Source organism: Paenibacillus sp. FSL H8-0457 (genome assembly GCF_038051935.1).
Lineage (GTDB): Bacteria > Bacillota > Bacilli > Paenibacillales > Paenibacillaceae > Paenibacillus_AQ > Paenibacillus_AQ lautus_A.
The window spans coordinates 1,726,054-1,740,209 of record NZ_CP150293.1; the positions used below are offsets into that span (position 1 = coordinate 1,726,054).

Annotated in this window: 11 protein-coding genes; 10 read left to right on the forward strand and 1 reads right to left on the reverse strand. The window is 54.2% G+C overall.

Annotated elements, in window-relative coordinates:
- Nucleotides 1-128: 128 nt before the first annotated feature.
- The 7 genes from MHI43_RS07375 to MHI43_RS07405 all read left to right on the forward strand — a co-directional run bounded on the left by MHI43_RS07375 (nt 129) and on the right by MHI43_RS07405 (nt 10,428).
- Entirely contained in the window at nt 129-1,175 is a 1,047-nt protein-coding gene (locus tag MHI43_RS07375) for an NAD(P)/FAD-dependent oxidoreductase (RefSeq protein ID WP_015733974.1), read from the forward strand.
- Between the two features lie 4 nt (nt 1,176-1,179).
- Nucleotides 1,180-1,485 (forward strand): metalloregulator ArsR/SmtB family transcription factor, encoded by a 306-nt coding sequence (locus tag MHI43_RS07380; protein WP_009591630.1) that lies wholly within the window; start codon nt 1,180-1,182, stop codon nt 1,483-1,485.
- Between the two features lie 367 nt (nt 1,486-1,852).
- The gene (locus tag MHI43_RS07385) at nt 1,853-3,580 is read left to right on the forward strand and encodes a proline--tRNA ligase (protein ID WP_015733975.1); all 1,728 of its coding nucleotides are present in this window, start codon (nt 1,853-1,855) and stop codon (nt 3,578-3,580) included.
- A 600-nt stretch (nt 3,581-4,180) separates the two neighbouring features.
- Entirely contained in the window at nt 4,181-5,203 is a 1,023-nt protein-coding gene (locus MHI43_RS07390) for an MBL fold metallo-hydrolase (protein ID WP_036662593.1), read from the forward strand.
- Between the two features lie 441 nt (nt 5,204-5,644).
- Nucleotides 5,645-6,826, forward strand: a complete 1,182-nt coding sequence (locus tag MHI43_RS07395; RefSeq protein WP_015733977.1) for a glucose-1-phosphate adenylyltransferase — start codon at nt 5,645-5,647, stop codon at nt 6,824-6,826.
- 13 nt (nt 6,827-6,839) lie between these two features.
- Nucleotides 6,840-7,943, forward strand: a complete 1,104-nt coding sequence (gene glgD, locus MHI43_RS07400) for a glucose-1-phosphate adenylyltransferase subunit GlgD (protein WP_036662595.1) — start codon at nt 6,840-6,842, stop codon at nt 7,941-7,943.
- A 37-nt stretch (nt 7,944-7,980) separates the two neighbouring features.
- Nucleotides 7,981-10,428: a glycogen/starch/alpha-glucan phosphorylase gene (locus tag MHI43_RS07405; protein ID WP_036662597.1), complete on the forward strand. Its 2,448-nt coding sequence runs from the start codon at nt 7,981-7,983 to the stop codon at nt 10,426-10,428.
- Nucleotides 10,429-10,795: 367 nt separating this feature from the next.
- On the opposite strand, the gene MHI43_RS07410 is transcribed toward MHI43_RS07405, so the two are convergent.
- Nucleotides 10,796-11,359, reverse strand: coding sequence for a phosphatidylglycerophosphatase A (locus MHI43_RS07410; RefSeq protein ID WP_015733980.1), 564 nt, complete (start codon nt 11,357-11,359; stop codon nt 10,796-10,798).
- Between the two features lie 166 nt (nt 11,360-11,525).
- Between MHI43_RS07410 and MHI43_RS07415 the strand changes: the two genes are divergently transcribed.
- The 3 genes from MHI43_RS07415 (at nt 11,526) to MHI43_RS07425 (ending at nt 14,095) form a co-directional block, all read left to right on the forward strand.
- Nucleotides 11,526-12,584, forward strand: a complete 1,059-nt coding sequence (locus MHI43_RS07415; protein ID WP_036662599.1) for a GerMN domain-containing protein — start codon at nt 11,526-11,528, stop codon at nt 12,582-12,584.
- Nucleotides 12,585-12,699: 115 nt separating this feature from the next.
- Nucleotides 12,700-13,458 (forward strand): ribonuclease PH, encoded by a 759-nt coding sequence (rph, locus tag MHI43_RS07420; RefSeq protein WP_015733982.1) that lies wholly within the window; start codon nt 12,700-12,702, stop codon nt 13,456-13,458.
- Between the two features lie 4 nt (nt 13,459-13,462).
- A complete protein-coding gene (locus MHI43_RS07425) occupies nt 13,463-14,095 on the forward strand; it encodes an XTP/dITP diphosphatase (protein ID WP_015733983.1) in 633 nt (210 codons plus the stop codon).
- Nucleotides 14,096-14,156: the final 61 nt, after the last annotated feature.

Genomic DNA, 14,156 nt, shown 5'->3' on the forward strand with positions numbered 1-14,156 from the left:
TCCAGTTTCATGCGGATGGTTCCCATGCAGCTTCCCTTGGAACTTCCATTTTATGCTTGAAAGGGAAGCAAGATGCATGTAATATGTATATATGAGCAATTATTCATATATATAAGGGGGATTCCTATATGGTTTGGGATGTTATCGTAATCGGAGCGGGACAGGCGGGATTGGCATCCGGCTATTGGCTGCAGCAGGCGGGGGTGAAGTTTCTGATGCTGGATCGGGGATCGGAGGCTGGGGAGGTTTGGAAGACGCGGTATGATTCCCTGAAATTGTTCACGCCCAGAACGCATAGCGCGCTATATGGGATGGATTTAGAGGGGGATCCGCACGGGTTCCCGGATAAAGATGAAGTGGCTTCCTATTTGAAATCCTATGCGGCACGGTTCAGGCTGCCCATTCAGTTCGCGACGAATGTAACATCGGTCCGCAAGGAAGGTGGAATGTTTATCGTCGATACCAATCGCAAAAGCTTCCATACCAAGGCGCTTATTATCGCAACCGGACCGTTTCGGCAGCCTAGAATCCCTGCGTTTGCAGCCTCTGTTCCGGGGGATGTTCTCCAGCTGCACTCGTCCGAGTACAAGAGGCCTTCCCAGCTTCAAGAGGGCGATGTGCTTGTCGTTGGCGGCGGAAACAGCGGGGCCCAGATCGTGGTGGAATTGTCCGGGGACCGGGAGACGTATTTGGCGCTTGGGCAGCCGCCGCGGTATTTGCCAATGACTCTTTGGGGGAAGGGAATGTTCTGGTGGCTGGACAGGCTCGGCGTTCTCTCAGCCAGCAGTTCCTCCTGGGTGGGACGCAAGCTGAGGGGCATGGGGGACCCGATTTTCGGATATGAATTGAAACAAGCGGTCAAGTGCGGTAAAGTGGTGTTGAAAACGAGAGCCGTTGGTGCCGGCGCTTCCGGCATGCGATTCGAGGATGGGACGGCGTTAAAGGTCCGGAACATCGTCTGGGCTACCGGCTTTGCTGCCGGTTATGATTGGCTTCATATAGAGCAAGCGTTGGATCGCAAGAAGGCACTTATTCATACACGCGGCATCAGTCCGGTGAAGGGGCTGTATTATGTAGGCTTGCCTTGGCAGACGCATCGGGGCTCCGCGCTATTGGCAGGAGTTTCACGGGATGCCCGCGAAATCGTTCAAGCCATTATGGAGAAGAGGGGGTAAGTTTATGGAAAAAGAACACCATGAGCTGCTGCACGAAGACCAGGCCATGGAAGCGTCACGACTCCTGAAGGCCATTTCGGATCCGACGCGGATCCGGATTCTTCATTTGCTCTCACAGGAAGAATGCCCTGTCGGTCATATTGCCGAGGTGCTTGGCATGAGTCAGTCGGCGGTATCCCATCAGCTTGGCTATCTGCGCAGTTTGAGACTGGTCAAATACCGAAGGGACGGAAATATATATTATTACACGTATGAAGATGAGCATGTTATCGGGATTTTGCAGCAGGTGCTGGACCATATCGCTCATTAGAACATCCCGTCCTATTGAGGCTTGACATTCCGGCCGCACGGCTGTAATGTATTGGAAAATGAAATTCCGTGAATAACCATCATCAAGGACATGAGAATGCAAGATTCGGCGAGACAGAGAGGAAGCCCCCGGCTGAAAGGCTTCTCCCCGCCAGGCTGCATTCTTCCTACCTTGTAGTTGCCCGCCTTAACCAAGCGGCGCCGGTTTGGCCCGTTACCGCCGCATGAAGCATCTTGCTATGAGCGTCCAGACGGTCTGCAAGATGGAATCAGGGTGGTACCACGAGCACATTCGTCCCTAGGAGCGAATGTGCTCTTTTTGCGTTGGGGCAGGTTCATTCATGGGTATAAGAAGGAGTATGAGGAAGATGCGGCAAAGCCAATTATTGATGACCACGATGCGCGATGTGCCGTCCGAGGCGGAAGCACTGAGCCATCAATGGATGCTCCGCGGCGGCTATATCCGTCAAACGGCGGCAGGAATCTATTCATACCTGCCGCTGGGCTGGCGGGTCTTGCGGAAGATCGAAACGATCATCCGGCAGGAAATGGATGCTGCAGGCGGGCAGGAGCTTCTTATGCCCGCTGTCCAGCCCGCCGAGCTGTGGAAGGAATCGGGCAGATACGACGTATACGGCGCGGAGCTGATCAGGCTCTATGACCGCCATGACCGTGAATTCGTGCTTGGACCAACCCATGAAGAAGTGATTACGTCCATCGTACGCCAGGAGATTTCCTCGTACCGGAAGCTGCCGGTCAACCTGTATCAGATTCAGAGCAAATACCGGGACGAGCGACGCCCTCGTTTTGGCCTGCTCCGGGGCCGGGAATTCCTGATGAAGGATGCGTATTCCTTCGATCGGGACTGGGAGGGACTGGACGCGTCCTACCGGAACATGTATGACGCGTATGAGCGGATCTTTAGCCGCTGCGGTCTGATGTTCCGGGCGGTGGAAGCCGATGCCGGCGCGATTGGCGGACAAGGGGAGACCCATGAGTTTATGGCGCTGGCCGACATAGGGGAGGATACCGTTGTATCCTGCAGCGATTGCCGTTATGCGGCGAATTTGGAACGTGCGGAGTCTGCGGCTCCGGGAGAGCCTGCTGCTATGAGGGATTCCGTAAAAACCGGCGGCAGCTCAGCTATGGAGCGCATATTCACTCCTGGTGTGAAGAGCATTCAGGAACTGACGGATTACCTCCAGGTCGGTGCGGAGCAATTGATGAAGACGCTGATTTACCGCGTGGACGGGGAACTGGTTGCAGTGCTTGTCCGCGGCGACCGGGAAACGAACGAGACCAAGGTGAAGTCCTACTTGGGAGCAGAAGCTGCGGAAATGGCGAGTGCCGAAGAGGTCAAACAGGCGACAGGGGCACCTGTCGGGTTTGCAGGACCGGTTGGCTTACGCCTAAAGATCATGGTCGATCATGAAGTGGCCGCCATGGCGGAGGGCATTACCGGTGCGAACCTGGAGGACACCCATCTGAAGGGGGTCCGCCCGGGACTTGATTTCTCGCTGGAGTACGTCGGCGATTTCCGGAATGTGACGGAAGGAGAGCCTTGCCCGCGCTGTGGAGCACCGCTGCAGTTTCATCGCGGGATTGAGCTCGGGCATGTTTTTAAGCTGGGAACCAAATATAGTGACGCCATGAACGGCAAGTACCTGGATGCCGACGGCCGGGAAAAACCTCTGATCATGGGATGCTACGGTATCGGCGTTTCCCGCGTCATGGCCGCCATCGCCGAGCAGCGTATCTCGGATGAGCGATTGGTCTGGCCGATGTCCGTCGCTCCGTTCAGGGTCCACATCATCCCGGTTGCGGTGAAGGATGAGACCCAGATGCAACTGGCCGAGCACATCTACCGCGAGCTGAGCGGTGCTGGTCTTGAGCCTCTTTTGGACGACCGGGACGAACGGGCCGGGGTCAAGTTTAAGGATGCCGACCTTGCGGGCGCTCCGCTGCGCATCATCGTCGGGCGCGGTGCGGCTTCGGGGGAGGTTGAATGGATGGGCGAGGATGGAATCAAGATTAGCATGCCTGCCGAGGAAGCAATCCAGCGTTCCCGCGAGGAGGCAGTCCGTCAGCTGAAGTGAATGCAATGGAGCCTCTCAGTATGAGGCGAGTATTCATGAAGTTGGAGATGATGTGAAGGAACATTACGCCCAACGGATAGAACCTATATCGGATATTAGAATAGCTTGAAAATGTAGTGGACACCGTGCAAGTCAGTAGGAGGGAAGGCAACTCAAATTGTTTTTTGAGGTTGCCTTCTTGTTTTGTTAGAAGGGGAATATGTGCATGGGCTTATATGATTACGTGTGAATGACACAGCCTGCCAGATGTTTAACGCTTTATGATGAACAAGCACGAAGCAGCGGAGCGGACGAATCGATTCCGGAAAAGCGGCAGCGGTCGCCTTTGCCATCGGATTTTAACAATAGATATATACAGTAAGAAAAATCCGGGGGCAACAGCGATTGGAGGAACGATACGTACGTGCAGCGTCCATTATTGGAACATACTAGCTCACTCAATTCATAATGCGGCACCCTAGCAATCTATCATTCAAAGGCACAGATTATCGATAGCCCCCGCAAACAAACCACCGCAGCCTTCTATACATATCCCGATTACAAGCTTATGATGAAGGAGTCGGATAATAAGTCATACTGCGGACGGAGGTTGCATCTACGATGAATCAGGAAGAGAAGGGCTCCAGCCCGGATATTCATTATATAGAAGAGCATCAGCTCAGTCAGGTGAAAATTGCACTGTCCAACCCGTTACGATGGGTGAACAGCTATGTGCTGCGGGGAGATGACGGGGTGACCGTCATCGATCCGGGGCCGCGCACGGCTTCCTCGGAGCGGGAATGGCTGGCGGCGATGGAGCAGCTGGAGATGGATTTCAGCGACATCGTCTCCGTCGTGCTGACCCATCATCACCCGGACCACTACGGGCTTGCCGGGTGGTTTCAGGAACGTTCGGGCGCGAAGGTGTGGATGTCAGAGCGGGCTCATCGAGAAGCGATGCTGATGTGGGGAGCGGATTCCTCGATGGATCGTGCGCTCCCCGCGTTCTTTCGGCAGCATGGCATGCCGGAAACCAAGCTTGCCCTGCTGCCGGAGCATCTGAACAGCTTCTTTCCCCAAGTCGCGCCGCAGCCGGAGATCTCGTTCATCGGGGAGGACCTGCCGTTCCGGATGGGGAACCGGATCTGGATGCCGGTGCAAACGGCCGGCCATGCTCCGGGGCATCTGTCATTCTTCCATGCGGACAGCGGCGTCCTGTTATGCGGCGATGCCGTGCTGCCGCAAATCTCGCCTAACGTGAGCCTGGTGCCCGGCAGCGACGCCGAGCCGCTGGCGCTCTTCCTTGCAGGGCTGCGCCGCCTGCGGGAACTGCATGTCCGGACGGCGTATCCCGGACACCGCCACCCGTTCACGCATTTCCGTGAACGGATCGACGCGCTCCTCCTCCATCACGAGGAGCGCCTGACCACCATCGCCGGCATGCTGAGCGCTGCCGGACGGCTCACCGCCTACGAGGTCTGCACCGACCTCTTCGGCGATAAGCTCGGCATCCATCAGCTGCGCTTCGCCATGTGCGAAGCGCTGGCCCATCTCGCCGAGCTGGCCCGGCGCGGAGACGCCGCGATGATCGAAACCGGGGACGGAATGTGCTATTTTTCTGTACGGAAACCGCCGCATTCCTGATATAATCAAGACATGAATAAAACCGTCTAATTGTACGTTGGCTTCCATCATGCGTAGAAAGGGCGGTTTTTTGTTTAATAGATTCAGAAGGCTACATAATGGAGCATCCGATATTTTGAAGTGGCCCTTAGGCTGCTGGCGTAACGGCCGCGATCAGGATGCCTGGCAAGTGTCGCCACGACCTTTTTTTAGAGAAGAGAAGGCAGGTGATACCCAAGATGGGGGGCCTTCCCTCATTCGAGTCAGAGTTTCTCTCTACCCCGCATATAGTTGATGTACCTTTGCTGTTTGGCAAGGCATTCCCTCAAGCGCTTTTTTCTTTAACACTGATCACCATGATCCACCCGCCATTTTTCGTATCGAAGCGTTCCCTTGGTTCACTCTGCAATTTTCATGTTATAGGATTCGTATCTCATTAAGCCCCTCAAAGGAGAATCTGTCATGAAGAAAAAAGAAGTAGTCGCGATGCTGCTCGCAGGAGGTCAAGGCAAACGGCTGAAGGGCCTGACCAAGACGCTGGCCAAACCGGCCGTTTATTTTGGGGGTACATACCGGATCATTGATTTTCCGCTGAGTAACTGCTCCCATTCGGGAATCGACACGGTCGGGGTACTCACCCAGTATGAGCCTCTGGTTCTGCATTCCTACATTGGCGTAGGAAGCGATTGGGATATGGATCGGCTGAATGGGGGCGTTTTCGTGCTCCCGCCGCATGAACGCGAGGACGGGACGACCTGGTACCGCGGGACGGCGGATGCGATCTTCCGGAATCTCAAGTTTATCGACCAGTACGATCCCGAGCACGTTTTGATTTTGTCGGGTGATCACATCTATAAGATGGATTACGACCGCATGCTGGCTTACCACAAGGAGAAAGATGCCGATTGCACCATCTCCGTCATCGAAGTAAGCCTGGACGAAGCGAAACGGTTCGGCATGGTGAACACGGATGAGGACTACCGGATTTTCGAGTTCGAGGAGAAGCCAGCGCATCCGAAGAGCACAACGGCTTCCATGGGCGTTTATCTGTTTCGCTGGAAGCTGCTGCGTTCTTATTTACTGCAGAATGCGGACCTTCCGGATACGAGCCATGATTTCGGCAACGACATTCTGCCGAGGATGCTCGCGGACGGCAAAACGCTGTATGCTTATCCGTTTGAAGGGTACTGGAAGGACGTCGGCACCATCGAGAGCTTGTGGGAAGCCAATATGGATCTGCTGAGCGAGCAGCCCAAGCTGGATCTGAACGATCCGCTGTGGCGCATTTACACCCGAAATCCGAATCAGCCGGCAGAGTATATTTCTCCGAACGGCATCGTCCGGAACAGCATGATCAACGAAGGCTGCACCGTGTGCGGCGAGGTCGAGCATTCGGTCCTCTTTTATGGCGTGGAGGTGGGGGAAGGCAGCGTCATTACCGATTCCGTCATCATGCCCAAGGTACGCATCGGCAGCCATGTTCGCATACACCGGGCGATCGTGACCGAGGACATGGTCATTCAAGATCATGCCCGGATCGGTCCGCCGCCGGAAGATCCATCCCAGATTGTGCTTGTAAGCGGTCATGATGAAGACGTCCTGAAGCTGCTTCAATCGTCTTCGTCCCACAATAATCAAGGTTAGGACGGGTGCGCAGATGAGAGAACTCATGGGTATTATAAATTTGGAGCATGAACGGGATGTGCTGAGTGAATTGACGTATTACCGGTGCGGGGCCGCCGTCCCTTTCGCGGGAAGGTACCGTCTGATCGACTTTGTGATGTCCAATATGATGCACGCGGGCATTGAGGATATCGCCCTGTTCGTTCGCAGGAAATATCGCTCCTTGATGGATCATCTGGGCGAAGGCCGGCCGTGGGATATGCATCGCAAACGGGGCGGCCTGTTCATACTTCCGCCGGATTGGAACGATGAAACGGATGTGTCCGCCGGCGAGCTGCGGCATATTTATAACAATCTCGATTTTTTTGAGCGGGGGGCGGCGAGGTTTATCGTGCATTCCGGCAGCCAGCATATCAGCACGGTGGACTTGAACGAGGTGTACGAGTACCATCTGGAGCAAGGCGCCGACGTAACGCTCGTGTATACCAGGGTGAATGCACCGAGGGAGGAGCATCGTTCCTGCGCCCGCCTGGAAGTTGACGAGGACGGCATGGTCACGGACATTCATTATGAACACAAGCATGATGCGGTATACATGGAGATGTTCGTGATGGAGAAATCACGCTTTCTCGAGATGGCCGATCATTGCATCGCTCATGGCGGCAACAACTTTTTTCGGGACGCGATCATGCAAAACCGGCACAAGCTGAACATTGCGGGATATGAATATCTCGGATATCACGCGGTGATCAACTCGCTGGAAAGCTATTACCGTACGAGCATGAACCTCCTGAATCCGAAGGCGTATAACAGCTTGTTCCGCAAGCAGGCGGTCCACACCAAGATCAAGTACGAGGTTCCCGCCAAATACCTGAATTCGGCCGATGTAAGCAATGCGCTGGTTGCCAACGGCTGCCAGATCGACGGGGAAGTGAAGAACAGCATTCTGTTCCGCGGGGTACAGGTGAAGCGGGGCGCAAGCATCCATAACTCCATCATTATGCAAAAATGCGTGATCGGCGAAAACGTAAGGCTCGAGAACGTCATACTCGATAAAGATGTGATCATCTCTCGCGATCATAAGCTCCAAGGCGATTTTCGCAAACCTTTTGTCATTGCCAAGGACATTTCGATCTGATCCTAAAATAAAACGATCCGTCAGGAGGAACTTTCTTTTGTTTAACAACAAGGAAACATTCAAGCAGGTCTTTACGGAGCAATTGGTGAGTCGGTTGGGGAAGGGACTTGAGGAAGCAACGGCTGAGGATGTTTACAAAATCATCGGCGGCATGATCCGGGAATATGTCGGACGGGAATGGGCCGATGCCAACCGGATATACCGGGATACCGGGCAGAAGCAGGTGTATTATTTCTCTCTGGAATTTTTGATCGGTCGGCTGATGGGCAACAATCTGCTGAACCTGGGCGTGCTGGATATGGTCCGGAGCGGCCTTCTGGAACTGGGATGGAATTTGATTGAGATCGAGGAACAGGAACCGGACGCGGGCCTCGGCAACGGGGGGCTCGGACGCCTTGCCGCGTGTTTTCTTGATTCGTTAGCATCGCTCAGCTATGCAGGCCATGGCTGCGGCATCCGGTATAAGTACGGCTTGTTTGAACAGAAGATTATCGACGGCCATCAAGTGGAGCTGCCGGACAACTGGCTCCAGCGGGGGAACGTCTGGGAAGAACGTCGGGCAGACAAGGCGGTGGAAGTGCGCTTCTGGGGCCGCGTGGAGGTGGACGTGCAGGAGGGGCGGACCGTGTTTCACGCGGCGGACTACGAACGGGTCCTGGCCGTGCCTTACGACGTGCCGGTCATCGGTTACGGCGAGGGGCAGGTGAACACGCTGCGGCTGTGGAGCGCCGAGTCCGCCTCGGATATATCCAGAATCCGTTCGGCCCACCATCATAACAGCTATTATAAATTTTTGGAATACAACCGTTCGGTTGAATCGATATCGGAGTTTTTGTACCCGGATGATTCGGCATACGAAGGCAAGCTCCTTCGCCTCAAGCAGCAGTACTTCCTCTGTTCGGCCGGCGTTCAGAGCATTATCAGAACGTTCGACAAGCTGGGCAAAACCTATCATGAGCTTCCCGAACATGTTGCCATTCATATCAATGATACCCACCCGACCCTGGTGATTCCGGAGCTGATGCGAATTCTGATCGACGACAAGGGCTTCGGCTGGGATGAGGCGTGGAACATTACGAGCGGGACCGTATCGTATACGAACCACACGCTGCTTAGCGAAGCGTTGGAGAAATGGCCTGCCGGCATGGTCCGTGAGCTGCTGCCGCGCATTTACATGATGATCGAAGAGATCAACAAGCGCTTCTGCGGCATGCTGCTGGACCGTTATCCTGGCGATCATGAGCGCATCTCCCATCTCGCCATCTTGGAAAGCGACCAGATCCGCATGGCCAATTTGGCGATCGTGGGCAGCTATCACGTGAACGGCGTGGCGGCGCTGCACACGGAGCTGCTGAAGACGCAGGTCATGAAACCATTCTATGAGCTGTATCCGGAGCGTTTCAGCAACAAAACGAACGGGATTACCCACCGGCGCTGGCTGATGCACAGCAATCCCGGCCTGAGTCAATGGATCTGCGATGGTATCGGCGATTCATGGATTACGGATCCGCGTCAGTTAATGCAGCTCAAGGCACTGAAGAACGATTCCGCCTTCCAGCAGGGCATTCAGCGGATCAAACGGAGCAATAAAGAGCGGCTTGCCGATTATATCGCGAATAAACAAGGGATCGCAGTCAATCCCGATTCCATATTCGATGTGCACGTGAAGCGGCTGCACGGCTATAAGCGGCAATTGCTGAATATTTTACGCGTCATGCATGTGTATAACGAGATTAAGGATCAGCCGGGCATGGATCGCGTTCCCCGTACCGTCATTTTTGGCGCGAAGGCAGCACCGGGTTACTATCTGGCCAAAAGCATCATCAAACTCATTAACGTCGTTGCGGATGTCGTGAATAAGGATCCGCAGGTCAATGACAAACTTCAGGTGCTGTTTCTTGAAAATTATTCGGTCTCACTCGCGGAGAAAATTATTCCGGCAGCCGATGTAAGCGAGCAGATTTCCACGGCCGGCAAGGAAGCCTCCGGCACGGGAAACATGAAGTTCATGATGAACGGCGCGTTGACCATCGGAACGCTGGATGGGGCTAACGTGGAAATGTTCGAGCTGCTCGGCAGAGAGAATATGTTCCTCTTCGGATTGGAGCTGGAGGACGTGTTAGCGTATTACAGGACGGGGGCCTACGTATCCAGGGAGCGGTATGAGCAGGACCCGAGGATCGCCCGCGTGCTGAATCAGTTGATTTCCTCAGGCGGCCCGTTCTGCTGCCACGAGCTGGAGTTTGGGCAGATCCTGCAGTCCCTGCTGGATCATAATGACGAGTTTTTTGTATTAGAGGACTTTGCCAGTTATGTCGCAACCCAGTCGGCTATTGATGATGCTTATTTGAATGCCCGATCCTGGACCGAGAAGTCGATTGTCAATATCGCGCACTCGGGACATTTCTCGAGCGATAATACGATTCACCGTTATGCATCCGACATCTGGAATGTTTCGCCTGTGAAGGTTGGCATGAAGGGATAGTCTACTCTATCGATGCGCAAAAAAAGAACCCCGTCATAGAAATGGCGGGGCTTTCCATAGGTGCTCTATTGGATTGTTCTTCATATAGCATATGATCGAGACTCGCAAAAATGACGACATAAATTTACCGATTGATGTGAAGGGGCATCCCGATTTTTCATGCGGTGACAAGCCTTCTTATAAAGGAAGAAACTCAGCCTTCGGGTCCGAATCCCGGCTGCGTTTCTACCTGCTATCGTCTATGATTCTTTGAAATCAGCCCGTCGGTTCGAAAATGGTAGGTTGCGGTTGCGGATAAGCCGCACTCTTCCGGCAGGCAGGAAAAGGGAGATTCGCACGCTGAGCGAATCTCCCTTTTTGAAGTGGTTTATTCTTTTGGAAGCTCTTCGGTCGTACCGTACAGCTCGATCTCCCGGTCGGCTTGCTTGCGATGGGCGATCCGGCTGCTGGCGGCTGCGGCAACCGCGCCGACGATATCGTCGAGAAAGGTATGTACGCGGCCGCTTGATTTATCATTCAATTGCTCAAGAATGCCGGGTTTGAGTTTGTCGATATACCCGTAATTGGTGAAGCCGATGCTTCCGTACACGTTAACGATGGAAAATGCCAGGACTTCATCCACGCCGTATAACCCTTCGTCATTGGCGAGCATTTCTTGAAGCGGGGATATAAGGTTGCCTTCCTCGGCCAAAATGTCCAATTGAATGCCGGTTAACACCGCGTTTTGCACTTCACGTTTGCTGAGTACGGCATCCACGTTCTCGATGCACTCTTCCATCGTCAAATTCGGGTAGTATTTTTTCTGAAGGATCATCACCAGCTCCGCGATTTCCTCCAACTTGATTCCACGTTTATGCAGCAGGCTCCGTGTCGCTTCCGCTACCTTCTTGCTGTTCAGGCTGTATGGAATGTTTGAATCGTTTTCTGCCATGATGGAACTCACCTCATTTTCGTGGTTGATGAAGATGCTTACGACGATTGTACTTTTTCCGCACCCCTTTGTCCAGAAAGGGCAAAACTGAGAGTTATTTTTTTGGAAAGGGCTCGTATACATAGGAGTACAACCTGTACAAAAAAATGTTAGGGAGGAACAATACATGAAACGTAATCAACGTACTCTTCGCAGGCTTTCCGCCGCCGGGCTGCTTGCTGTTCCGATCGTGATGTCCGGCTGCGGCATGTTATCCGGGAAGCAATCGGAAGCGATTGACCCGCCGCCTGCGCAAGTGGAGAAGCAGATGCTGAACACGGCCGGATCCACGGCGGCTCAAGGAGACATCGGCATGCAGACAACGGTATATCTTGCGGATGCACGGGGGATGCTGGCACCTGTAACCTTGGGCATTCCGAAGGTGGAGGGCGCCAGCGTGGTGAAGGAATCCCTTGAAGTGCTGGTGAACGGAGGCCGTTACGCGGGCTATGTTCCACAGGGCTTCCAGGCGGTATTGCCTGCCGGTACGCAGGTCCATAACGTGACAGTCGATCCGGAGAGCAAATTGGCGGTCGTCGAATTCAATAAATCATTTGCGGAATATAAAGCGGCGGATGAACGGAGAATCCTCGAGGCGTTGACGTGGACGCTGACAGGACATGAAGGCATCGAGCAGATGCAGGTATGGGTGGACGGCGTCAAACTGACGGAAATGCCGGTCAATCACACGCCGCTGGACCGTCCGCTTTCACGTTCGATGGGAATCAATCTTCAAAAAGCGGATGATGCCTTGTACACGAACTCTTCACCGGTCACGGTCTATTTCTCATCGGTGACGCCGGAAGGCATTCAGTACTACGTGCCGGTCACAAGACTTGTTCCAACCGGACAAGACGCAGTGAAGGCGGCCTTAAACGAGCTGATTCGCGGACCGCAGTATGGCGACGGACTTGTTGAGGTCATCCCGGATGACACCACCGTTGCGGCGGTTGAAAAAGGGGAGGACGGAGCCGTAACCGTATCGCTTCAGGACAGCATGTTTGAACAGGGAGAGCAGGTTCCGACCGAGCTGCTGCAGGCCGTCGTGCTTACCGTAGCCGAGAATGCGGATGATGCCAAAGTGAAAATCCGGATGAACGATCTCACGGAGGTGGTTGGAACGGATAGCCGAAATTATAGCGAGCCCGTCAGCCGTCCGGAGTTCATCAACGAAATCTCGATCTGACCGATTCTCCGCCATCTTTGGGAAATTTCCCCCGCAAAAGGTGCTTTTGTGCCTGCACTTTGGTAGAATAGGGAATGCTAATCAGGATTGCGATAAGAAGTAGGAGGCAGAAAACATGAGATCTAACGGACGTAAGAGCGATGAGCTCCGACCGATGAATTTATCGACCCATGTGAATAAATATGCGGAAGGCTCCGTGTACATCGAGATGGGGGACACCAAGGTGCTGATTACGGCAACCGTGGACGAGAAAGTTCCCCCGTTTCTGAAAGGACAAGGAAAGGGCTGGGTGACGGCTGAATATTCAATGCTGCCGCGCGCAACACAATCCCGCAACCAACGGGAAGCCAATCGCGGTAAACTCAGTGGCCGGACGATGGAAATTCAACGGCTGATCGGCAGAGCGCTCAGGTCTGTTGTGAATCTGCATGCTCTTGGCGAGCGGACGATTACGCTGGACTGCGATGTAATCCAGGCGGATGGCGGAACGCGGACCACCTCCATTACAGGAGCATTTGTAGCTTTAGCCATAGCTGTAAATAAAATTGCAGAACAACATAAATTAGCGGTATTCCCGATCACGGACTACCTGGCATCCATTAGCGTGGGCATTGCCGGCGGACAGGCGCTGCTGGATCTGAACTATGAAGAGGATTCCAAGGCGAAGGTGGACATGAACTTGGTCATGACCGGAAGCGGCAAATTCGTTGAGGTTCAGGGAACCGGCGAAGAGAGCCCGTTTTCCCGCGAGGAGCTGGATCAAATCCTGGAGCTGGGAGAACAGGGGATCCGCGAGCTTATCGAGCGTCAGCAGGAGGCGCTTGGCCCGATTGCGGCCAAGATCGGTTCCGTGAATGCGAGCACCGGAGTCTGATCCCATGAAACTGACACTTGGAGATACACTCATTGTAGCTACACGCAATCAGGGGAAAGTCAAGGAATTCGCGCATGCTTTTGCTGCTTTCGGCACGGATGTAAAGAGCATGTACGATTACCCTGATCTGCCTGATGTCGTTGAGGATGGAGCAACCTTCGCAGCCAATGCATTCAAAAAAGCCAAGGAAGTCGGTGACGCACTGGGATTGCCTGTGCTGGCCGATGATTCCGGATTGTGCGTGGATGCGCTGAACGGCGCGCCCGGCGTTTATTCCGCCAGGTATGCGGGTGAGCATGGCGCGGACGAGGACAATAACGAGAAGCTGCTCGGCGAGCTCGAACGGTTAAGGCTCGGCGAGGACACCGAGCAGCCCCTGCTAAGTCCGGCCCGGTTCGTCTGCGTTCTGGTGCTGTATGATCCGGTCTCGGGAGAAAAGCTCGAGGCGGAGGGGAACGTTGAAGGCTGGATCACTTCGGATCCTGCCGGAGCGGGCGGTTTTGGGTATGACCCGCTCTTCTATTTGCCAAGCCATGAGAAGACGATGGCCGAGCTTTCCCTGGAGGAGAAGCAGGAGATCAGCCACAGGGGAAAAGCGCTGCGAAAGCTTGTAGCGGACCTGCAGGCGCTTAATTGATATACCATTCGCGAAAAACCATACCGGCATGTGCCGGTATGGTTTTTTTGATTTGTCGCAG